Source organism: Nocardia sp. CY41, from assembly GCF_009829325.1.
Taxonomy (GTDB): Bacteria; Actinomycetota; Actinomycetes; order Mycobacteriales; family Mycobacteriaceae; genus Nocardia.
In genome coordinates this window covers 77,754-99,454 of the sequence record NZ_VUOS01000019.1, presented here as the reverse complement: position 1 = coordinate 99,454, position 21,701 = coordinate 77,754, and the positions used below count along the sequence as shown (strand labels likewise).

General features: G+C 67.9%; 17 protein-coding genes and 1 pseudogene. 7 read left to right on the top strand and 11 right to left on the bottom strand.

What is annotated here, in order from left to right; translation table 11 throughout:
* Window positions 1-131: 131 nt before the first annotated feature.
* Window positions 132-2,444 carry a phosphoenolpyruvate synthase gene (gene ppsA, locus GVY64_RS21160; RefSeq protein ID WP_159844093.1) on the top strand — a complete coding sequence of 771 codons (2,313 nt, stop codon included), beginning with the start codon at window positions 132-134 and terminating at the stop codon, window positions 2,442-2,444.
* 102 nt (window positions 2,445-2,546) lie between these two features.
* Here ppsA and GVY64_RS21155 read toward each other — a convergent pair whose 3' ends face one another.
* The 3 genes from GVY64_RS21155 to GVY64_RS21145 form a co-directional block, all read right to left on the bottom strand.
* Entirely contained in the window at window positions 2,547-3,446 is a 900-nt protein-coding gene (locus GVY64_RS21155; RefSeq protein ID WP_159844091.1) for a universal stress protein, read from the bottom strand.
* A gap of 91 nt (window positions 3,447-3,537) precedes the next feature.
* Complete coding sequence (locus tag GVY64_RS21150; protein WP_159844088.1) at window positions 3,538-4,527, bottom strand: Acg family FMN-binding oxidoreductase; 990 nt, start codon at window positions 4,525-4,527, stop codon at window positions 3,538-3,540.
* Between the two features lie 11 nt (window positions 4,528-4,538).
* Window positions 4,539-5,291, bottom strand: coding sequence for an SDR family NAD(P)-dependent oxidoreductase (locus GVY64_RS21145; protein ID WP_159844086.1), 753 nt, complete (start codon window positions 5,289-5,291; stop codon window positions 4,539-4,541).
* Between GVY64_RS21145 and GVY64_RS21140 the strand changes: the two genes are divergently transcribed.
* The 4 genes from GVY64_RS21140 to GVY64_RS21125 all read left to right on the top strand — a co-directional run bounded on the left by GVY64_RS21140 (window position 5,290) and on the right by GVY64_RS21125 (window position 10,422).
* Window positions 5,290-5,508 (top strand): hypothetical protein, encoded by a 219-nt coding sequence (locus GVY64_RS21140; protein WP_159844084.1) that lies wholly within the window; start codon window positions 5,290-5,292, stop codon window positions 5,506-5,508. The two genes, GVY64_RS21145 and GVY64_RS21140, sit on opposite strands and share 2 nt — an antisense overlap.
* A gap of 625 nt (window positions 5,509-6,133) precedes the next feature.
* On the top strand, window positions 6,134-7,036 hold the full coding sequence (locus GVY64_RS21135; RefSeq protein ID WP_159844082.1) for a universal stress protein: 903 nt from the start codon (window positions 6,134-6,136) through the stop codon (window positions 7,034-7,036).
* Window positions 7,037-7,236: 200 nt separating this feature from the next.
* Window positions 7,237-8,649 (top strand): wax ester/triacylglycerol synthase family O-acyltransferase, encoded by a 1,413-nt coding sequence (locus GVY64_RS21130; protein WP_159844080.1) that lies wholly within the window; start codon window positions 7,237-7,239, stop codon window positions 8,647-8,649.
* Between the two features lie 132 nt (window positions 8,650-8,781).
* Entirely contained in the window at window positions 8,782-10,422 is a 1,641-nt protein-coding gene (locus GVY64_RS21125) for an MFS transporter (protein ID WP_159844078.1), read from the top strand.
* Between the two features lie 225 nt (window positions 10,423-10,647).
* Here the strand turns inward: GVY64_RS21125 and GVY64_RS21120 are convergent, their stop codons facing one another.
* The 6 genes and pseudogenes from GVY64_RS21120 to GVY64_RS21100 all read right to left on the bottom strand — a co-directional run bounded on the left by GVY64_RS21120 (window position 10,648) and on the right by GVY64_RS21100 (window position 16,636).
* Window positions 10,648-10,884 (bottom strand): hypothetical protein, encoded by a 237-nt coding sequence (locus tag GVY64_RS21120; protein ID WP_159844075.1) that lies wholly within the window; start codon window positions 10,882-10,884, stop codon window positions 10,648-10,650.
* Between the two features lie 404 nt (window positions 10,885-11,288).
* Window positions 11,289-11,726, bottom strand: coding sequence for a GNAT family N-acetyltransferase (locus GVY64_RS21115; protein WP_236567030.1), 438 nt, complete (start codon window positions 11,724-11,726; stop codon window positions 11,289-11,291).
* A 603-nt stretch (window positions 11,727-12,329) separates the two neighbouring features.
* Window positions 12,330-12,602, bottom strand: a pseudogene (locus tag GVY64_RS39150) (hypothetical protein); the annotation flags it as partial.
* Window positions 12,603-13,279: 677 nt separating this feature from the next.
* Window positions 13,280-14,326 carry a TIGR03842 family LLM class F420-dependent oxidoreductase gene (locus GVY64_RS21110; RefSeq protein ID WP_159844073.1) on the bottom strand — a complete coding sequence of 349 codons (1,047 nt, stop codon included), beginning with the start codon at window positions 14,324-14,326 and terminating at the stop codon, window positions 13,280-13,282.
* Window positions 14,327-14,360: 34 nt separating this feature from the next.
* Window positions 14,361-15,782 (bottom strand): dihydropyrimidinase, encoded by a 1,422-nt coding sequence (gene hydA / locus GVY64_RS21105; RefSeq protein ID WP_159844071.1) that lies wholly within the window; start codon window positions 15,780-15,782, stop codon window positions 14,361-14,363.
* Between the two features lie 17 nt (window positions 15,783-15,799).
* Complete coding sequence (locus GVY64_RS21100; protein WP_159844069.1) at window positions 15,800-16,636, bottom strand: nitrilase-related carbon-nitrogen hydrolase; 837 nt, start codon at window positions 16,634-16,636, stop codon at window positions 15,800-15,802.
* Window positions 16,637-16,947: 311 nt separating this feature from the next.
* Here GVY64_RS21100 and GVY64_RS21095 point away from each other — a divergent pair, with 311 nt between their 5' ends.
* On the top strand, window positions 16,948-17,661 hold the full coding sequence (locus GVY64_RS21095) for a peptidylprolyl isomerase (RefSeq protein WP_236567028.1): 714 nt from the start codon (window positions 16,948-16,950) through the stop codon (window positions 17,659-17,661).
* A gap of 55 nt (window positions 17,662-17,716) precedes the next feature.
* On the opposite strand, the gene GVY64_RS21090 is transcribed toward GVY64_RS21095, so the two are convergent.
* Both GVY64_RS21090 and GVY64_RS21085 read right to left on the bottom strand, forming a co-directional pair.
* Window positions 17,717-18,898: a cation:proton antiporter gene (locus GVY64_RS21090; protein WP_159844067.1), complete on the bottom strand. Its 1,182-nt coding sequence runs from the start codon at window positions 18,896-18,898 to the stop codon at window positions 17,717-17,719.
* A gap of 5 nt (window positions 18,899-18,903) precedes the next feature.
* Window positions 18,904-19,386 carry a cation:proton antiporter regulatory subunit gene (locus GVY64_RS21085; RefSeq protein WP_159844065.1) on the bottom strand — a complete coding sequence of 161 codons (483 nt, stop codon included), beginning with the start codon at window positions 19,384-19,386 and terminating at the stop codon, window positions 18,904-18,906.
* A 207-nt stretch (window positions 19,387-19,593) separates the two neighbouring features.
* Between GVY64_RS21085 and GVY64_RS21080 the strand changes: the two genes are divergently transcribed.
* Window positions 19,594-21,699 carry an acyltransferase family protein gene (locus GVY64_RS21080; protein WP_236567027.1) on the top strand — a complete coding sequence of 702 codons (2,106 nt, stop codon included), beginning with the start codon at window positions 19,594-19,596 and terminating at the stop codon, window positions 21,697-21,699.
* The last annotated feature ends 2 nt before the right edge of the window (window positions 21,700-21,701 follow it).

Below are 21,701 nucleotides of genomic sequence, written 5' to 3'. Positions count from 1 at the left end.
AGTGGCGGGTTCCGGGTGCGGCAACGGGGCCAATGGGCGTCACAAGGGGACCTTCGGCCGTGGTGAACACACATCATGTTGAGCCAGGCTGACTACACGCGACGTTGGAATTCCGACTGATCGGAGCCGTTATGGGCGACTATGTGGCAGACCTCGCCGATCTGCGGCTGGCGGATGCCGACCGCGCAGGGGGCAAGGGCGCGAATCTCGGCGAGCTGGTGGCGGCGCACCTGCCGGTGCCGCCAGGGTACGTGATCCTCAAATCGTGTTACGAGGAGGTGATCATCCACGGTCCGCACGGCGCCGAACTCGACACTTTGCACGACGAGGCGCTGCAAGCGGCCTCGCAGAGCGCTCGCTCCGACGATGCAGGCCTCGATGAACTATGCACCCGGATGCGCAAACTCGTGCACCAGACCCCGATGGCGGCAGCAGTGCGCGCCGCCGTGCTGGCCGCCTACCACCGGCTCGGCGATTTCGTTCCGGTCGCGGTGCGCTCGTCCGCGGTCGGCGAGGACAGTGCGACCGCCTCCTTCGCGGGAATGAACCTGTCCCGCACCAACATCCACGGCGACGACCGGCTCATGGACGCAGTCGTCGACTGTTGGGCGTCGCTGTTCACCCCCCGGGTGCTCACCTACCGCGCCCGCCGCGAGATGCACGAACGCCCGGATATCGCGGTGGTGGTGCAACGGATGGTCGCCGCCCGCAGGTCGGGCGTGGCGTTCACCGCGGACCCGGCGACCGGCCGCCGCGATCGCGTGGTGATCGAGGCGGCGCGCGGACAAGGCGAGGTGGTGGTTTCCGGCGCCACCGAGCCCGACACCTACATGCTCGACGCCAAAGGGCCAACGCTGATCGCCGCTCGGTCGGGCCATCAGGCATACGCCATCGTGCCCGGCCCCGATGGCGACCAGCAGATCCGGCTGAGCGACGAGGAGGCGGCGGGCCAGGTACTCGACGAGGACGAGGCTGTGGCAGTTGCCCGGACGGCCTTACAAGTGCAACAGCTACACGGGGGCCGTCCGCAAGATGTCGAATGGGCCTTCGACGACGAGCGCCTGTGGCTGGTCCAGGCCCGGCCCATCACCACACTGACCGGCCGCGCCGATGGGAAGCCCGCGGCGCCCGCGGGAGCCCCGGCCCAGGTCCTGCTACGTGGCCTCGCCGCTGCTCCGGGACGAGCCAGCGGCGCCGTACGCATTCTGCGGTCACCATCGGAGGGCTCGACACTGCAGGCCGGCGAGGTCCTCGTCGCGACTATGACCAATCCCGACTGGCTGCCCACCATCTCCCGAGCATCCGCCCTGGTCACCGACAGCGGCGGGATGACATGCCACGCCGCGATCGTCGCGCGCGAACTCGGCGTGCCCTGCGTGGTCGGCACCCGCACAGCAACCACTACCCTCACCGAGGGCGCCGTCGTCACCGTCGACGGATCCACGGGCCAGATCCGGACCGGGCGATCGGAACCGGTGCGGGCCGAACCTCGCCCGTCGGCGCCGACCGCCGCGGCGGAGCCGACCGCGACCCGCATCTACGTCAATCTCGCACTACCCGATGCCGCCGAACGAGTCGCGGCCACCGACGTCGACGGCGTCGGATTGCTGCGCGCGGAAACGCTGATCACTCAGGCACTCGACGGACGCCATCCGCGGGATCTGATAGCTCGGGGTGAGAAGGACCTCTTCGTCAAATGTCTATCCGAGCCCTTGCAGAGGATCGCTACGGCGTTCGCCCCCCGCCCGGTGATCTATCGGGCTACCGATCTGCGGACCAACGAATTCCGTGACCTCGCAGGGGGCACGGTCTACGAACCGGACGAACGCAATCCGATGATCGGGTACCGCGGCTGCTATCGCTACATCCGTGAACCGGAGGTGTTCGCGCTCGAGCTCACCGCGCTCGCACTCGTCCGTGAGAAGACGCCGAATCTGCACCTGATGATCCCGTTCGTGCGCACCCGATGGGAGCTGGAAGCCTGCCTCGACCTCATCGACGCCAGCCCGCTGGGCGACCAGCGTGGACTGCACCGCTGGGTGATGGCGGAAGTGCCCTCGGTGGTGCACTGGCTGCCCGCATACGTGGGCCTGGGCATCGACGGCGTCTCCATCGGTAGCAACGACCTCACCCAGCTGATGCTCGGTGTCGACCGTGACTCCACCACGTGCGCCGAACTGTTCGACGAATCCGACCCCGCCGTACTCGACGCGATCGGCAAGATCATCGAGACGGCGCGGCGGCTGAAGATCACGTCCTCGCTGTGCGGGCAGGCGCCCTCGACGCGCCCGGAGTTCGCCGAATACCTGGTGCGCATGGGCATCACCTCGATATCGGTGACACCGGACGTCGTGCCCGTCGCCCGCCGGACGATCGCCGCCGCCGAGCGGCGAGTTCTGCTCGAGCAAGCGCTCGCCACGCGAGAGGCTCCGCACCGGGGATGATCAGCCGATACCGCCTACGGGTTCACACGCGATGGTCGGCGCGGCCTGCGAGACCGACAGTGGTCCGCAGATCGCCCGTTCCGTCGTCGCATGATAACGGCGTCAGCGCTGACGCACGACGAGGATGGGGCACTCCACCGAATGCAGCAAAGCCGCGCTGGTGGACCCGAGCAACATGCCGGTGAACCCACCGCGGCCGTGGCTGCCCACCACGAGCAGCTGAGCGTCCTCCGATTGATCGAACAAGGACCGAACCGGCCTGTCGCGCACCAGGACACGTCGCACCGCGACATCCGGATAGCGTTCGCCGAAGCCCGCGAGATTCTCCGCCAGCAGCGCATCCTCGCGTTCCCGCACAGCGTCCCACCCGGGAACCAGGTCGATCCCGCTCGAATCGCTCCATGTGTGCAGCGCGATCAGACCGACCTTGCGTCGCGATGCCTCCTCGAAGGCGAGTTCGACGGCGGGCACGCTGTTGGTGGTGCCGTCCACCCCCACCAGAACGGGTTTCCCCGAGGTAAGGGGATCGGTCGCCGACGTCGAGCGCACGACCGCGACTGGGCAGTGCGCGTGCCTGGTCATCGCGGCGCTCACCGAGCCGAGCAATTCTCGCCGGAACGCGCCCAGCCCGCGGCTGCCGACGACCAGAGTTCGCGCGCGCCCGGACCGGTCGATCAGGTCCGGAATGATCGGTGCGACGGTCAACTCGGTGCTGATCGTCAGCGCCTCGCCCGCCGCTGTCGTCCTGGCCACGCGCGCGGCTTCGGTGAGCACTCGTTCGCCGTCCTTGCGCAGCCACTCCACATCGGCCTCCGTGAGAGTCGCGCCCAGGCCGTATCCGGGCCGCACGGACACGGAGGTGACGATGTGCAGCCGGGCGCGATGCAGCGCGGCGTCGGCCGCCGCCCATGCCGCCGCGTGATACGAGGTTGCCGAACCGTCGACGGCGACCACGATCGGCCGATCGGTCGGTGCGGCAGTTCCGGTCGAGTGCTCCGTCATCGCGTTCTCCTCGGTCTCAGGTCGGTCGTCGCATATCCGTACCAATCGGTGTGTTCAGCTGGCTCGCATCACGCCTCTCGACCGCGTTTGATCATGGCTCCGAGGAATCGAGCGGCTGCACCACCTCGGCGAGCGGGCGGCGGGGCGTGGGCGGAACCGGGTCAGCGCTCGTGATCGCGTAACCGGCCCGGATGATTATTTGCGGATATCCGGTGTCGTCCAGAACGTCGGCGCGAATGCGTCTCCTCGTGTCGGCCAACTCCATCGGCTCGGTCAGCGGGCAGGTCGCAAGCCCCAGTGTCGTGGCGGTCAACAGCACCGCGCTCGCGGCCTCCCCGGCGCGCAGCTGGGACAATCGGTCGTCACTGCTGGTGCTCAGCAGCAGCATCCGGTCGGCGGCATCGATGTCGCGCACCACAGCCTGCGGTAATCCCGGGTTCGAGAAGGGACGCACGGTGGGATCGGCCTCGGTCAACACCGCATTGCGCGCGGGCACACCTTGTGGCGCCGCGTGTCTGGCACTCCACTGCGCTAGTTCGGCACCGTAGGAGACGTCACGAGCGTGTTGCCAGGCCGCCTGTTCGAACGCGCGCAGCAACTGGGTCCGAGCCGGTTCGGCGTCGATATCGCGCACGAGCACGCCGGTGGCCAGTCCGGCGTCGATCATGGCCGTGAGATGCGCCGCCGGAACTTCCCACGAGCTGAAACGGCGGCGATCCGTGCTGCGCCTGCTGATGGCGCGGGCCGACTCGACGTCCTCGGGACTGCAAGCGATGGGACGGAATTCGATCGACGCCAGGTGCTCGGGCGCGGCCGGATTCGGTAGCCGATGGATCATGGTCTCCCAACCCTCCGCGCGAGCGGCGACTCGGAAATGATGCAAAGCGGCACCACAACTGAGCAGCAGATCGCGTCCGTCGGGATCGGTGTGCGGCAGCCTCCGGCTCTCGTCGGCGTACAGGTGCACTGTCTCATGTCCGAGCCGCCACAGCCATGGCTGGGTGTTGTGCACCGATGGCGCCCGAGACGCCAGCGCCAACGCGGATCGAAGTGTCTCGGAGTCGGGGTGTGTTCTCGGCATCGCTCGCCCTCTCATCGGGAGTCGTCCGGTAGGCCCAGAACCTGACCGGCGGTGGCGCCACCGTCGAGCACGAATTCCGAGCCGGTCGAGTAGGTGGCCTCGGTGACCAGGAATCGCACCATCGCGGCCACCTCCTCCGGCTGACCGAAGCGGGCCAGCGGCTGGTTCGCGGCGACGGATTCGTCCAGCGCCGCCGTCATCGGTGTGTGAACAGGGCCCGGGTGAATCGAGCACACGCGAACGTTCGCGCGCCCAAGTTCCAGGGCGGCGGCCTTGGTCAGGCCGCGCAAACCCCATTTGCTCGCGACATAGGCGCCGATACCCGCGTAGCCGATAAGCCCGGCGGTGGAGGAGATGTTGACGATGACGCCACCGCCCGCGGCCCGCAGGCGCGGCGCGGCCAGATGCATACCCAGCCATGCGCCGTAGAGGTTGACGTCGACCACATGCCGAAACATCGCGGGAGATTCGGACTCGACGTCGCCGAAGTCGACGATTCCTGCGTTGTTGATCAACACCGCCAGCGGACCGAACTCCGCCTCGGCATCGTCGAGGACAGCGCGCCAGCCCGCCTCGTCGGTCACATCCAGCCTGCGGAAGATCGCGCCCGAGCCGAGTGCCGCCGCCAGGGCAGTGCCCTCGCCTTCGAGCAGGTCGCCGATGACGACTGGAATCTGCTCCTTCGCCAGAGCGGCCACCACGGATGCGCCGATACCGCGCGCGCCGCCGGTGACGAGGGCGCTTCTCCCCGTGAATTCACCCATGACGATCAATCACCTTTCGACCGGTGTCGCCCGCTTTGTCGACTGTGATTCAGCATCGCGCGAACCAGCGAAGCAGGTGACGGCCGAAGGTCACCGAATGCGGGGTCCTCTGGCCACGATCGGCTCGGCTGTGTCCATCGGCCCGGTCGTCGAAGCTGTCGACATCTCATCCGGCCTTCCCGCGCAGGAACGTCTGGTCCGGACGGTGCTGCGATGAAACCGGCGCTGCCTGTGACCATCGCGCCAACCCCGCCGTCGGTCGAAACATAGGACGTCTGCCTCACGCGAGTAGGTAGAATTCTTGCGCAGTCAGGCGCGAACACACCGTGTGGGGGCCATTGGTCGCTCTCCCGGCGAACACCGATGCCCGCAATCCGTACCCGGCCATTCGGCGCATACTCGGATATCGGACCGAGCATGCCCTGACGCCGGTGGGGAGGGCCGCATGCGTGCAGATGATCTCGTTGCCCAGGCATTGTCGAATACGGCAGTCCTATGAGACAGCCGCCCGGTCCGTGCACTCCGGGGTGCAGAGGCAGGTCCTCAGCGTCGTCACGTACGGCTCGGTCGGTGACGGCCCGGTCCGGGACAACTCTCGATGGAGGGTCATCGGACGTTCCGGCCGGGGCCATCGGACCCTAGCCGCGCCATGGACATCGGGACGAGTCTGATGCTCATGTCCCCTTCGAGCGATTCACTCGAAGCGTCTTTGCACCTCGCCCGCCGGATCGTCACCGAGCCGCCGATGCGTCTGCGCTCGTTGCTGCGCGAGAAGGCCAGTGCACCGCATCCGCACCGCAGTGACTCGCGACGACGCCGAGGCAAGCAGAGAGGCGAAACAGATGTCCGCGATCAGCAATCCGCCTGTCCTGGTCGGCGTCGACGGCTCGCCCGTCGCGCTTGCGGCACTGCGCTGGGCTGCCGTCGCTGCCGCTCGGCGCACCGTGCCGCTACACCTCGTTTACGCGATCGGTGTGCTCGGTGACTTCGGATCGGGCTTCGAACTCGGCCAGTTCGACTTCGACAGCTATCGGCAAGGCGGGCTGGACGCGCTCGAAACCGCCCGCGCGACCGCCATCTCCGAATCCGCGCCGATCGCCGAACTCGAGATCACCACCGAACTGGTGGACGCGCCTGCGATCCCGGTCCTGCGCGATCGCTCGAAGGCCGCGCGACTGCTCGTCCTGGGCACCCACGGGCTCGGCGCCATCAACCGCAGACTCCTGGGTTCGGTGAGCACCGCCCTGGCACGGCACGCGGCATGCCCGGTCGCGGTCATCCCGGAGACCGCCGCACCACCGGACGGACCGGTGGTGGTCGGCGTAGACGGCTCCCGCAGCAGCGTGCACGCCATAGAGATCGCCTTCGATGAAGCCGCTTTCCGTGGCGTCGAACTCGTCGCGGTGCACACCTGGTCGGGTTTCCTGCGCTTCGAATCATCCGACCAAATGCAGGAGGAGGGCGAAGAATTGCTCTCCCGGAGTATCGCCGGATTCGGTGAGAAGTATCCGGAGGTCCCGGTGCACCGCATCGTGACCGAGGACCGTCCCGCCGAACGGCTTCTCATGATCGGCAACAAGGCCCAGCTCATCGTCGTCGGCAGCCACGGTCGCGGCGGCTTCGCCGGAATGACGCTCGGCTCGGTCGGTCAGTCCGTCCTGCACGCGGCCGAGGTTCCGGTGATCATCGCGAGGTCGGCGAGTGCCTATGGAACGGGCGAAACCGGGGCCCATCGTGGCGGGTGATGCCGACACGCTCATTGCGGTGTCCCGACATCACGACGGCATCCGGGGGTGGCGCTCCGATCGAGAGAGCCCTACGTCACCTGGGCCGGTGACATTGGCATCTCGCTCGCAAAAGTCGAGGCACGGGAAGATTCATCCGTAGTAGTGGCAGTACCAGCCGATAGGCAGCAGCCTACGACCGCTGCCGGGACGGGTTCGCGATGACCGAACTGGGCCCGCTGGACACGGGCTTCATGGAAATGGAAGACACCGACCGCAGAATCAGCCTCGGTATCGGTACAGTGGCGATCCTCGAGGGGCCGGCGCCGTCCAGGATCGAACTGCGCGGTTGGGTGGATCGCGGACTGGAGCGGCACGCACGGCTGCGACAGCGGGTCCGGCGCGTGCCATGGGACGTGAAAGCGCCGGTATGGGAGGACGACCCGAATTTCGATCTGAACCATCATATTCGGTGGACCGCGCTACCGGAGCCGTGTGGCGAGCGGGAGTTGCAGGAGCTGATCGCGACCGAGCTGACCGAGCGATTGGATCGTGACCACCCGCTGTGGGAGGTGGTCATGATCGACCGGCTGACCGAGGATCGCTGGGCGATGATCCTCAAGGCTCATCACACCATGGTCGACGGCATCTCCGAGATCACGCTGCTGGAAAGCTTCTGCGACCCCTCCGCGATCGATATCGGTGAGCACCGCAGGCCGACCGCGAGACGGCCGGGCACAGGATTGCTGAGACTGCTGAAAGAAGCGATTCGGGCACCCGCGACCATCCCGCGTTTCGCCGTCGGAACCGTGCGCACATTGGCGCCGGTGCTGTACGCGGCGATCGCGCCGGCAAGCGAGTCATCGCTCAACGGACCCATCGGTAGACAGCGCCGTTACACGGTGGCGCGCACCATGCTTCCGCAGGTGCAGGAGATAGCAACGGCTTTCGATGTCACCATCAACGATGTCGCCGTAGCTGCCATCGCCGCCGCCTACCGCCGTCTGCTACTCAGCCGCGGCGAGCATCCCTCCACCACCGAACTGCGCATCGTCGTACCGGTCTCGACCCGAACGACCGAGGCGAAACACGTACTGGACAACCGTGTCTCCGCGGTGATCACCCACCTGCCGATCGAGATCGATCAGCCCGTGGAGCGACTGATGGCCGTCCACGAGCAGGTTCGGAAACACCGCGCTCGGGGTGAAGCCGATGCCGAGAAGTCGATGCTCTCGCTCTCCCGGCGGCTGCCATTCGGAATCGTGGCCGAAGTGTTCCGGCTGGCGGTCTCTTTCCCGCAGCGCGGCGTCGTCGCGCTCGCGACCAACATTCCCGGCCCCAGGCACCGCTTGATCCTCGGCGGCCGGAACGTGCTCGAGTTGTGGCCCTGCATTCCGATCGCCATGCGGGTACGCACAACGATCGCGATCCTCAGCTACCTCGACCGTCTGACCTTCGGTATCACCGGCGATTACGACACGACGCCCGACATCGAGACGATGTCCTCGAGCATCGCGACCGAGATCGCGGTATTGCTGGTCCACGCCCGCGACCGGCAGCTGTCACGACGACCGCAACCGGTCCTCAGCCGCGCGATCGGTGCCGCCACCACCCGATCACGGCACGCGAAGTGAGTCCGGACCAGCAACCCGACGCCGATCCTTCGGACACGGCGACCGGCCCGCGTGGGCGACCGAACCGACAGGCACGACCGGACGCGGGGGCTGGCGGCATGTCGATCCGCGTCCGTATCGGGGAGGTGCGCGGTGCCAGCGCTTCGGTCGCGAGCTGATACGAGGGCCCTGCTTGCCATCATCGCCCTCGCGCTCGCGTTCACGATCACCGTCCTCGATCCCCTTGTGCTCAGTCTGAACCTGCCCCAAGTAAGTCGCGACCTGCGTGTGCCGCCGCAACTCGCCGGTTTGCTCGGCGGAACGGCGACCTTGGTGATGGCCGCCGCTGTCCTCGCCGCGGGCAATCTCGGCGATGCGTATGGGCTCAAGCGGCTGCTGATGCTCGGCTTGGGTGTCGTGACGGTCGCCGACCTGCTCTCCCTGTTGTCACCCGGCTACGCATACCTCTTCACAATGCGCGTCCTCGACGGTGTCGGGATGACAGCGCTGCTCGGCGTGCCGCTGGCGCTGTTGAAGACATCGGTGCCGGAGCAGAAGCGCCCCACCGCCATCGGCGTCTTCATGGCGGTGGAAATGATTCTGTGTGGGGTCATCCCAGCGTTCACCGGCTGGATGGTGACCGCCGTCGGGTGGCGGTCGCTGTTCTTGGTCGCCCCGTCGCTGTCGCTGCTCGCGCTGTGGCTGACCGCGGTCTACGTGCCGGAGTCACCCGTCCGGCAGCGCCCTCGGCTCGACGTGATCGGCGTGGCCTTGATCGGAGCGGCGCTGCTCGGCCTCGTCATCGGCATCGCCGCCGCGCAAAAAGGCGTTCTTCGGCCGGAAACCTGGCTGCCGTTCGCGTTCAGCGCAGCGGCGGCGACTGCGTTCGTGCTTCATGAACGGCGTACAACCGAACCCGCCTTGGACTTGACGCTGTTCCGCAACGCGACCTTCAGCATCGCTCTGGCGTCGGCTATCACCCTCAACTTCCTGTCAGCCGGACTTGGGGTCGCGCTCGGGCAGTTCGGGACCAAGGTGCTGGCGCTGTCACCGGAGGCCATCGGCGCGCTGTACTTACCGGGCACATTGCTCATCGCGGGCGCCGTGACCCTCGCCGGGCGCCTGATGGGCGTTCACAGCCCACGATCGGTATTGATCGTCGGGCTGTCGCTGCTCTCGGCGAGCGGATTGCTGATGGCGGCGACCGTCAGCCCCACGATGGCGCTGTGGTTGCTGGTACTGGCCACCTGGCTGTGCAATCTCGGCGCACTGGTCACCGCGACTTCGGTATCCGAGATGGTGCTTTCGCGAGCACCGCCCGGACATACCGGTACCGTCGCTTCCGTCCAACTGGCCGCCGGGATGACCGGCTACGCCTTGGGGCCCACCGTTTACCTTCTGCTGCTGAACATCTTCTTCCAGCGCGAATGGCTGGCGGACGCGCACTCACGCGCGATCTCGATCACCAGCGCCGAGCGGGCCGTCGACGCCGCACGTAGCGCGGTGGCGCACAGTCCAGGCAGCGCCGGTTACGATCCCAACCTGCTGCGGCACGCGGCCGGGCTGCAACTCGATGTGGACCTCGCGAACGCTCTTCGGCTCACCATGCTGGCCGTCAGTTTCGTTCCGATCGTCGTGGCCGTGGCCGCGTTGCTACTCGTGCGGCGCCGCACCGAACGTGATGTCTCGGCTCCCGAGCATGCCGAAGTCGACCCGAGAGGCGGCATGCCGGAAGGTTCCGCCATCAAGTCTGCGAACCACACCGGTAGGGGCCTTAAGCCCCCGGCCGAATAGCCAATTGCTCTACCACAGCGATGTGCCTCGAGACGACAGTCGAAGTCACAGATTACGAAAGGAACCATCATGGATTGGCCGACTGCCGCAGTCGTCATCGCCGCCATCATCGCTGCGATGGTCGTCGCGGCCACTTATCTGTCCGCCAGGAAGCCGTAGGCCCCCTCGCGCGCGGCATTGCGCTGTCCGTCTTCCGGGAGGCATGATCCGCAGGCGCGAAAGGCATCACCCGTGGCTGCCCGCGATCCCAGGTGGCGGCAGCAGTGTTCCGGCCGCCCCCGCTGCCGCCGCGGTTCCGGCGATGAGCAGTCCGCCAGGGCCCACCGGCCTGCATCCGAACAACTGGCTCAGTCCAGGCGTTTCGACAATGCAGAGCAGCGCCGCCGCGGATACCACGGACGCGCCCACGACGACCGGATCGGTGGGCCGCAGCACCGCCGTCTCCGCCAGCTGCGCGCCCACGATGCTGCGCAGAGTGACAGTGCGGGCCCGCCCGAGAGTTCCGCTCGGCTGAGCGGCGACCCCGCGAAGACTGCGTCGCGCCGGCGCACCGGAAGCAAGATCGTCCGGGCGATGCGCAGGGCATGCACCGAGCATGTTCGGCCGACCGCGCCGGTTACAGAGGCGAAGGTCCTCAGGGGGCCGGGACGAGCACCAGGGCTCGAGCTCGGCATAGAACTGCCCACCGAACCCGCCGATTCGACACGAACATCCACAGTGCGGATTCGTTGCGCATGGACACCTCATACGAACGAATCGAGACTGGCGTAGGTCGCGACCGACATCGCCGCCGCGACGGGCGGCGGCGTGACCAACTGCATCCGACTCGGGGGGAGCGGCGGTCATCGCGCCCCTGCCCCCCCCGTTCAGCCGATTCGTGCAGGCTGAGCCTGCCTGTAGGCGTCCAGTTCCAGGTCGAAGTGGGCGATGGTGCCGTCGTACCGCAGCGCGTCCTTCCATCCCTGTTCGGCGATGATCGCCAGCATCAGGGTATTCTCGGTCAGGATATCGGCGGTCAGGCGTGCCACTCCGCGCAGGTAAGCGGCCGTCCCCACGCGCCGGACGAGCAGAGTGCCGATGCCGTGACGCTGGTCGTGGGCGGCGACCGCCAGCGGTATCTCCGCCGCGACATGTCCAGACGTCGCGTCGATCACGACGTAGTTGGCGACCCCGACCAGGTGTCGACCCTCGAAAGCGCCCAGCGCGAAATGCGTGGAGTCGTGCAGGCACAGTTGCTCGGCGAACGCGTCGATGTGCTTCGGGAGTGCGCTGAAAAACCGGAGATGCGCGTCGTGCGCCGACATCTGCCGATGCAAAGTAGCGACCGCTTCCCTGTCGTCGGGCGTGAGCGGACGAACCTGCACGCCCAGAATCGACGGAGCAAGATGTGTGAGGGGGCTCGCGCCGAGACCGACCGGAGGTGTCCGTGACGGGCAGATCATCACAGGGCACCGGCTACGGCGGAAGAGCTCCGCACCGAAACCGCGCACCGCGGAGACCGGCGCGTGTCCATCGGCTCCGGTGACCACCAGTTGCGCGCCGATAACGCTTTCGCTCAACGCCGCTTCCGATACCTCAGCGGAGGCAGCCGCGGTGACTTCGGGAAAGAGTCTCCGTGCCGCGGCCACATTCGCGTCGAGGGAGCCCCGCTTGCTAGGTGTGGTCGAAACCGGTCCTGTGGCAGTCGCGGCGGGTAGTTGTTCCCGCCCGACATACAACGGCAAGACCGATGCCCCGAACAGGCCGGCGTAGTGGAAAGCGGCGTATGCAGCGCCCGTACCGCTGCTGTCGTCCGCCACAGCGAGGATCACCGGGCGGCGATCTGGAAGCCGGCCGTGCCGCCCCCGCCAGACGGTCACGGGGCAGATCGCGTGGTCGGCAATCGTCGCACTGTGGAAGGTGGACGACAGCACATCGAGCGACCCCACCTCAGGGTGACCGAGGACGACCATCCGGGCATCGTCCTCCACACTGGCCAAAGCGTCCTCGGCAGGTCCGTCGATCACTCCGCCGGTGACCGCGAGTTCAGGACAACAACGGCGTACGAGGGCGACGACGTGGTCGACGACGGTCGCACTGTGCTGTGAACTCGCCGCTACTTCGAGTCGCCTCGGAGCATTGCTCGCCGATGATTCGCCATGGGCCGTGGTGACGTAAACGATCCGCAGCGGACACGACAGCCGCTCGGCGCTACAGGCGGACCATAGAGCGGCCGCGTGACCGATGGGTGGGTGGTCGACTGTCCCACGATCGGGGAACGCCCGTCTGCGGTCATGGATCCTCCAATCACCGCGGTCGACCTCGCCCGCGGAGGGCGGAGACCCTTACACCCACGATCGGCGCTGCGTGCGTCCCTGGACTTCGCCGATGCGGCTTCCCCGCCTCATGTTCATCGCTCGACTCCGACGAGGGATGGCGGCGACGACTCCTTCATTCCACGCGGTTTCCACAACGGGCAGTAGGGTCGACGGTCCCTCTCTCCCCTGCCGTCCCGCGACACCGTCGAGCGGTGTGCTGTGCGGAATGGCGGCGGAGCACTGCTCACCGAAGAGGACCTATGTCCTTACGCGCGACTGCCAACGTCCGTCGCGGCCTCCGTGTGATGCGGACCATACTCGGTAGTGCGCGGCTCATCCAGGTCGAGCGCATCGTGCCTCTCCGGCAGCGCGGAGGAGGGACCGGTCATGCAGGAATTCGGACTGCCGGCTCTGTACCAACTGCCGGCCGAGGCGAACCTCACCGACAACCTGATCGAGCCTAACGCCGAACGGTATCCGGACCTGGCGGTCACTCCCGCAAGGTGAGTGGCCGCTGGCAGGCACCCCGATCAGCGAGTAGGAAGACGTGATCGTCCACGCTAGACATCCCCTTCGGTCGGCTGGGTCGCGGTCAGGAGGGGATCGAGACGAGGCAGCACCGATTCACCGTACGCCTCCAGCGTCGCGACTTTCGCGTCGTGCTGCAGGTAGAGGGCGAATTGGTCGACGCCGAGCCCAGCCAGCTCGCGTAAGCGGATCAATTGATCGTCGGGCGTGCCCAGCAGACAGAAGCGGTCCACGATCGCATCGGGCACGAATTCGGCGTGCACATTGCCCGCGCGTCCGTGCTGGCTGTAGTCGTAGCCGCGCCTGCCTTCGATGTAGTCGGTGAGAGCCGCCGGAATCTCGCTGTGCGTGCCGTATTTCGCGACGATCTCCGCCACGTGATTGCCGACCATCCCACCGAACCATCGGCACTGCTGCCGTGCGTGCACCAGCGCCGCGTCCGTTCCGTCGGTGACATAGGCGGGTGCGGCGACGCAGATCCGCACCGCTGCCGGGTCCCGGCCCGCGCGCTCGGCGGCCGTGCGCACCCGCGCGATGGTCCAGGCGGTGATGTCCGGGTCGGCCAGTTGGAGGATGAATCCGTCCGCGACCGCACCGGTCAGGTCGAGAGCACGCGGCCCGTAGCCCGCTACCCATACTTCCAGCCGCGAGTCGGCCGCCCACGGCAGCCGGACCACGGTGTCGTCTATCCGCGCGCTGCGCCCGTTGCCCAGTTCCCGGATCACCTGCACCGCTTGCCGCAGCGTAGCCAGGGTCGCGGGCTTGCCGCCTTGCGTGCGGACAGCCGAGTCGCCGCGCCCGATCCCGCACAACGTGCGGTTGCCGAACATCTCGTTGAGCGTGGCGAAGGCCGAGGCGGTCACCGTCCAGTCCCGGGTGGCCGGGTTGGTCACCATCGGACCGACCATCACCTTGCGGGTAGCGGCCAGGATCTGGCTGTAGATGACGTAGGGCTCCTGCCAGAGCAGATGCGAGTCGAAGGTCCAGACGTGGGAGAACCCGTAGGTCTCCGCGAGCCTGGCCAGTTCGATCACCCGCGCGGCCGGCGGCGTGCATTGCAGCACCAGACCGATGTCCATGCGGCACTCTCCGTTCGAGGATGCGGATGCGTCGTCAGATCAGGTTCTGCGAGAGTTCACGCTTGACGAACCGGCCGTGCCCGGCGTGCCCCAGATAGACGCCGTCGTCGACGACCACCCGGCCCCGGGACAGCACCGTGTCCACGTGCCCGTCGATCTCGAATCCTTCGTAGGCCGAGTAGTCCATATTCATGTGATGGGTCTTGCCGACACCGATGCTGGTGTGGCCGTCCGGGTCGTAGACGACGATGTCGGCGTCCGCGCCCGGGCTGATCACCCCTTTGCGGGGATACATGCCGAACATCCGGGCTGGGGTGGTGCAGCACGCGTCGACCCAGCGTTCCAGCGGGATCCGGCCGGATCGGACGCCCTGAAAGATCAGGTCCATCCGATGCTCGACGCCGCCGATGCCGTTGGGAATCTTGCTGAAATCCCCGAGACCCAATTCCTTCTGGTCCTTCAGGCAGAACGGGCAGTGGTCGGTGCCGACCGTCGTGACATCGCCGGTGCGCAGGTAGCGCCACAGCGCCTCCTGATGTCCCTCGGCCTTCGCCCGCAGCGGCGTCGAGCACACCCATTTCGCGCCCTCGAAACCCGGCGCGCCCAGTTGATCTTCGAGCGAGAGGTACAGGTATTGGGGACAGGTCTCGCCGAACACGTTGCGTCCCGCGTCGCGGGCGGCGGCGATCCGGGCCAGCGCCTGCTTGGCCGACACGTGCACGATGTACAGCGGCACACCGGTCAGCTCCGCCAGCATGATCGCGCGGTGGGTGGCCTCTTCCTCCAGCTGCCACGGTCTGGTCGTGCCGTGGAAATACGGCGCGGTCTCCCCACGCGCGAGCGCCTGCTCGACCAGCACGTCGATGGCGATCCCGTTCTCGGCGTGCATCATCAGCAGCGCGCCCAGATCCGCCGCGGACTGCATGGCGCGCAGGATCTGCCCGTCGGTGGAGTAGAAGACACCGGGGTAGGCCATGAAGAGTTTGAAGCTGGTGACGCCCTCGGCCACCAATTCGCTCATGCCTTTCAGGGATTCGTCGTCGACCGCCCCGATGATCTGATGGAAGCCGTAGTCGATCGCGCACTGTCCGGCGGCCTTCGCATGCCAGGCGGCCAGGGTGTCCTGGACCCGCTCCCCGGGCCGCTGGACGACGAAGTCGACGATGGTGGTGGTGCCGCCCCACGCGGCCGCGCGGGTGCCGGTCTCGAAAGTGTCGGAGGCTTCGGTCCCGCCGAAGGGCATCTGCATGTGCGTGTGGCCGTCCACACCGCCGGGGATCATGTATCTGCCGGTCGCGTCGATCACCCGATCCGCGGAGGCGGCGAGGTCCGCACCCAGCGCGGCGGAGCCCGGCTGGAGGACGGCGACAATGGTCTCGCCGTCGATGAGCACGTCGAGCAGCTGCGATCCGGTGGCGGAGACGACCGTGCCGCCGTGGATGAAAGTGCGCGCCATCGTCGTTCTCCCCGGTCTCAGGGGGCCACCAGTGGCCCGTAGGCGTCCGGCCTGCGATCGCGGTAGAACGCCCAGCGGTCGCGCACCACCTTGATCAAATCCATGTCCAGGTCGCGGACGACCAGTTCCGGGCCGGTGTCGGAGGCGACCTCCCCGACGAACTGTCCTTCGGGGTCGACGAAATAGCTCGTGCCGTAGAAGTCGTCGTCGCCGTACTCTTCGGCGCCGACCCGGTTGATGGCGCCGATGAAATACTCATTGGCCACCGCGGCTGCCGGTTGCTCCAGTCTCCAGAGATAACCGGACAGGCCTCGCGACGTGGCCGACGGGTTGAACACGATCTCCGCCCCGGCGAGCGCCAGGGCACGCCAGCCCTCTGGAAAGTGCCGGTCGTAGCAGATGTACACGCCGACCTTGCCGACCGCCGTATCGAACACCGGCCAGCCGAGGTTGCCCGGCCGGAAGTAGAACTTCTCCCAGAATCCGTGCACGTGCGGTAGATGGTGTTTACGGTATTTGCCGAGATAACTGCCGTCGGCGTCGATCACCGCGGCCGTGTTGTACAGCAGGCCCGGCTGTTCCTGCTCGTACACCGGCAGGACCATCACCAGGCGCAATTCCTTCGCCAGTGCGGCGAACCGCTCTGTCGTCGGGCCCGGGACCGACTCGGCGTAGCCGTAGAATTCCGCATCCTGCCGCTGACAGAAATAGGGCGCATAGAACAGCTCTTGGAAACAGATCACCGCGGCCCCCTCCGCGGCGGCCCGGCGCGCGTAGGCCTCGTGCACCTTCAGCATCGACTCTTTTTCGCCGGTCCAGTTCGTTTGGACCAGCGCCGCTCGAACGATTCCCATGCTTTGTTATACGTCACCGAGACCAAATTCCGTGTGCGACGGGATTTCGGAAACGTTTTCGTAGCCGATCGGCACATCGGACGCTCTCGCCCCGACGGCGACAGCGGCGATCAGGTCGCGTCACCGCCGCCCGTTGGCGGGGCTCGATCGCGGCGCACCGCACCAAGTCGCCCGGACCATCCCGGCGAAGCACTACGCATCGCGACGGGGCGTGGGCAATCGGGCCGTACTCCCCCGCCGGATCGGACGAGATGGAATGATTCGCGCTGCATCGTCCGGTGCGCAACCCCGAGTGAAGGAGATTTTCAGCGGTGAGCAGCGAAGTGCAAGCGCGAGAACTCGTCAACGGCCGGCGCGCGGGGCGCCGGGGCGTACCGTGGCGATCGCTGCGGATCCTCGGGGTCCTCGCCGTCGGCGTGACGTTGGTGGCATCCGCGGCGGGTGTCGTCTCGGCGGCCCCGGCGGCGACCGGCTGCGGCGCACCGGCCGCCGGTCAGCCGAACGGCAAGCAATGGCCCGCCGAACCCGGCATGAGCATCGACACCAACGCCGGATACACGGCGACGCTGGCCACCAATTGCGGCGCCGTCACCATCGCCTTGGACGCGGCCCGGGCGCCGCGCACGGTCAACTCGTTCGTGTTCTTGGCCGGGGAACAGTACTTCGACCACACCAAGTGTCACCGGATCACCACCGAAGGCATCTACGTGCTGCAATGCGGCGACCCGACCGCGACCGGCATGGGTGGCCCCGGCTACCAGTTCCCCGACGAGAACCTGACGGGCGCGACCTATCCGGCGGGCACGATCGCGATGGCGAACGCCGGCCCCGGCACCAACGGCAGCCAGTTCTTCGTCGTCTACCGCGACGCGCCGCTGCCGCCGAGCTACACCCCGTTCGGGCGGGTCACCGCGGGCATGGACGTGCTGACGTCCATCGCCGCCGCGGGTGTCAAGGACGGCTCGTCCGACGGCGAGCCGGCCGCGGGCGTCGTACTCGATTCCGTCTCCGCCAGGCGGAACTGAATCCGTCGCGGTGGCGGTGCCGCTGCGGCACCGCTACCGCCGACTCGGCGCGCCGTCAGGACACCCCGGCGCGCCGCCGCAGCACCAGCGCCATGACCGGTTCGACGAACCGGCTCGCGATCGGGCCGAGCACCGCCATCAGCAGCACGTACGTGGTGGCCAGCGCGGCGAATTCCGCGGGAACCGCGCCCGCCGCGACGGCGAGTCCCGCGATGACGATCGAGAACTCGCCGTGGGCGACCAAGGCGGTGCCCGCGCGTGCCCGGCCCAAGCGGCCGGCACCGGCCCGCTTGGCCGCCCACCAGCCGGTGGCGATCTTGCTGGCGGTGGTGACCAGCGCCAGCAGGCACGCCCAGCCCAGCACCGGCGGGATGCTCGCCGGATCGGTGCTCAAGCCGAACAGCACGAAGAACAGCGCCGCGAACAGATCCCGCAGCGGCTCCAGGAGCTTGGTCGCGTTGTGCGCGGTCGAGTCGGAGATGGCGATGCCGAGCAGGAACGCGCCGACCGCGGCGGACACCTGGACCGCCGAGGCCGCGCCCGCCACCAGCAAGGCGGATCCGAGCAGCTTCAACAGGAAGATCTCGCGGTCGGAACTATCGACGATCGCCGAGACGTAGCGGCCGTAGCGCAGTGCGACGATCAGCACGACGGTGACCGCCACCAAGGCGATGGCCAACGTCTTCAGCCCGGCCAGGAAGCCGACACCGGCCAGCACCGCGGTCAGGACCGGCAGGTATCCGGCCATCACCAGGTCCTCGAACACCAGGATGGACAGGATCACCGGCGTTTCGCGGTTGCCGAGCCTGCCCAGATCGTTGAGCACCTTCGCGACGATGCCCGAGGACGAGATATAGGTGACCCCGGCCATGGCGATGGCGCCGGTGAACCCCCAGCCGAGCCCCAGCGCGACGAGCACGCCCGGCGTCGCGTTGAGCACGATGTCCACGACACCCGCGGCCCACGATCGGCGCATGCCCGTGACCAATTCCGGCGCGCTGTATTCCAGTCCGAGCAGCAACAGCAGCAGCACGACGCCGATTTCGCTGGCGAGGTGGATGAAGTCGTCCACTTGCCGCAGCTCGACCAGGCCGCCGGTGCCGAAGACCAGTCCGCCGATCAGGTACAGCGGGATGGGCGACATGCCGATGCGCGCGGCGATCCGCCCGAGCAGGCCGAGGCCGAAAAATACCGCGCCCAGCTGGATCAGCGCGAGCGCGGTCTCATGTGCCACCATGCCGCTCAGCCGTCTAACAGGATCTTGGCGGCGGCCTCGAGGCCCTCCGCGGTGCCGACGACGACGAGGACGTCCCCGGCGGTGAAGGTGAAGTCCGGCCCCGGCGAGGGAATCGGCTGCCCGCTGCGCACCACGGCGACGATGGACGCCTTCGTCCTGGTGCGCATCTGAGTCTCCCCCAACCGGCGCCCGTCGAACCGAGACCGGTCCGGGATGGACAATTGACGGGTGGTCAAACCGGTGAACGCCCGGTGCTCCTCACGGAGTTGTTCCACCAGTTGCGGCGCACCGAGCAGACTGGCCAGCACGGCCGCCTCCTTGCCCGTCAGCGGCACCTGTTCGGTCTCGTCGGGGTCGTCTGATTTGCTCACGATGAGGTCCATCGTGCCGTCGCGGTGGTCGATCACGCCGATCCGGCGTCGGCTGTTGGTCAGCGGAAAGTCCTTACGCACACCGATACCCGGCAGGGGTGTCACCTCAACGTTCACGCCTCCACCCTAACGACCGGCGGCAGGAGCCCGGTCGACAGGCGACCGATTTGTCCGAATTCCGGGGTCGTTTCCGCACCCCATCGCCGCCGTGTGAGTTGGACCGGCGTTCCCCGTGCGTGATAAGAGAGATGACGTGTCCCGTACATCGCCCCGTCGCCCAACCGTTGCCTTCCGTTCCCGCAGCGACCGCGCCATACGGATCCGGTGACAGTCACACGAGCGGTGCATCGATTCCTCGCACCGGGTGCGGTCGCCACCGCGACAGCGCCGCCGCGGACGGCCGGAGCGTATCGGCGCGATCTGGACGGCCTGCGTGGCGTGGCGATCGCGCTGGTCGTGGCGTTCCACATCTGGTTCGGCCGGGTGTCGGGCGGCGTGGACGTGTTCCTGGTGCTGTCCGGCTTCTTCTTCACCGGCTCACTGCTGCGCGGCGCGGAGTCCGCGGGCACGGTCCGCATCGCGCACACCGCGCGCAGGCTCGCCCGCAGACTGCTCCCCGCGCTGGTGACGCTCCTCTGCGCCGTCGTCGCGGCGACCGTGCTGCTGCGCCCGTTCACCCAGTGGGACGAGATGGCGGCGCAGACCCTGGCATCGCTGCTGTACTACCAGAACTGGTACCTGGCGCTGTCCTGGTCGGACTACCTGGCCGCCGATCCGTCGGTGAGCCCGCTCCAGCATCTGTGGTCGATGGCGGTGCAGTCGCAGTTCTACCTCCTGGCGCTGCTCGGCGTGGCGTCCGCAGCGGGCCTGTGCCGGCGTTTCGCGCGCCCCGGGGCGCTGCGTCCCGTGTTGGCCGTCGCGCTGGCCGCGGGCGCCGCGGCCTCCTTCTGCTACGCCGCGCACGGCGCCGCGGTCCATCAGGGCTGGAATTACTACGACAGTTTCGCCCGTGCCTGGGAACTGCTGGCCGGAGCGCTGCTTGCGGTCGCAGCGCCCTGGCTGTCCCCGCCGCGCGCCGTCCGGGTCGCGGCGGCCGTGCTCGGCGCGGTCGCGGTCCTCACCTGCGGGTGGTGGATCGACGGCGCCGACCGATTTCCCGGTCCGGCGGCGCTGGTGCCGGTCGGCGCCGCGCTGGCGCTGATCGTCTCGGGCGCCGGCCTGCCCGCCGACCGGCAACCGCTGCCCAATCGGCTGCTCGGCGCGCAGGCCGCGGTGCGGCTCGGCGAACTGTCCTACGCGCTGTACCTGTGGCATTGGCCGATCCTGATCTTCGTGTTGGCGCGGACCGGAGCCGCGACCGCGGGGCTGGGCGTCGGCCTGGGCGTTATCGCGGCGTCGCTGGCGCTCGCCCACCTGACGAACCGTTTCATCGAGGAGCCGCTGCGGATGCGGTCCGGCCGCCCGGCCCCGCAGACGCCTGCCCGCGCCGTCCGCACCGGCCGGCTGGTCGCAGCGCTCGGCATCGCGGTGCTCGCGGCGTCGGTGGGCGAGCAGGTGGTCACCGAAGCGAATCCGCCTCGGGCGGTGGCGTCGCTGGACTCGATGCGTTATCCCGGCGCGGAGGCGCTGGTCAGCGGTGCCAGCACGCCCGAGGCCGCGATGCGCCCGTCCGTGTACGAAGCGCCCGCGGATGCCGCCTACCCGTCACGCGACGGTTGCATCGCGGACTGGGACACCCGCGACGTCGTCACCTGCACCTACGGGGACGCGGGCGCGCAGCGCACCGTCGCGGTGGTGGGCAGTTCGCATGCCGAGCACTGGGTGCCCGCCCTCGACCAGCTCGCCCGTGAGCACGCGTTCCGGGTCGAGGTCTATCTGAAGATGGGCTGCCCGCTGACCGTGGCGGCGGAACCGATGTACAAGGGCGAGGCCAACCCGGATTGCCGTGACTGGTCCGTGGAAGTGATCGACCGCTTGGGCGTCGAACGCCCGGAGTGGGTCTTCACCACGGCGACCCGCCCGCGCGACGGCGCGGGCGACGAGACCCCGGCCGACTATCTGGACGTCTGGACCCGGCTGTCCGACCGCGGGCTCAACGTGCTCGCCATCCGCGACACGCCATGGCTGCGCCGCGACGGCGTGCGGTACCGGGCCATCGATTGCCTCGCCCAGCAGGGCGATCGGATCAGTTGCGGAATGCCGCGCGCGGAGGCGCTGGACATGGTCAACCCGGCACTGGAGTTCGCCGCCGCGTTCCCCAACGTGTTCCCGTTGGATCTATCCGACGCGCTGTGCGAACGCGACGTATGCGCGGTCGCGGAGGGCAACGTCCTCATCTATCACGACGAGCACCACCTCACCGCCAGCTATTCACGCTCGCTCGCGCCGGAACTCGGCAGGCACTTGTCACCGATCCTCGGCTGGTGGTGAAC

Excerpts from the sequence above, each read along its gene's own strand:
- ppsA (WP_159844093.1), top strand. The coding sequence starts at position 132 with ATGGGCGACTATGTGGCAGACCTCGCCGATCTGCGGCTGGCGGATGCC.
- GVY64_RS21110 (WP_159844073.1), bottom strand. The coding sequence starts at position 14,326 with ATGGACATCGGTCTGGTGCTGCAATGCACGCCGCCGGCCGCGCGGGTG.
- GVY64_RS21115 (WP_236567030.1), bottom strand. The coding sequence starts at position 11,726 with ATGTCGGCGCACGACGCGCATCTCCGGTTTTTCAGCGCACTCCCGAAG.
- GVY64_RS21090 (WP_159844067.1), bottom strand. The coding sequence starts at position 18,898 with ATGGTGGCACATGAGACCGCGCTCGCGCTGATCCAGCTGGGCGCGGTA.
- GVY64_RS21140 (WP_159844084.1), top strand. The coding sequence starts at position 5,290 with ATGACGATCAATCACCTTTCGACCGGTGTCGCCCGCTTTGTCGACTGT.
- GVY64_RS21135 (WP_159844082.1), top strand. The coding sequence starts at position 6,134 with ATGTCCGCGATCAGCAATCCGCCTGTCCTGGTCGGCGTCGACGGCTCG.
- GVY64_RS21130 (WP_159844080.1), top strand. The coding sequence starts at position 7,237 with ATGACCGAACTGGGCCCGCTGGACACGGGCTTCATGGAAATGGAAGAC.
- GVY64_RS21100 (WP_159844069.1), bottom strand. The coding sequence starts at position 16,636 with ATGGGAATCGTTCGAGCGGCGCTGGTCCAAACGAACTGGACCGGCGAA.
- GVY64_RS21150 (WP_159844088.1), bottom strand. The coding sequence starts at position 4,527 with ATGCCGAGAACACACCCCGACTCCGAGACACTTCGATCCGCGTTGGCG.
- hydA (WP_159844071.1), bottom strand. The coding sequence starts at position 15,782 with ATGGCGCGCACTTTCATCCACGGCGGCACGGTCGTCTCCGCCACCGGA.
- GVY64_RS21145 (WP_159844086.1), bottom strand. The coding sequence starts at position 5,291 with ATGGGTGAATTCACGGGGAGAAGCGCCCTCGTCACCGGCGGCGCGCGC.
- GVY64_RS21155 (WP_159844091.1), bottom strand. The coding sequence starts at position 3,446 with ATGACGGAGCACTCGACCGGAACTGCCGCACCGACCGATCGGCCGATC.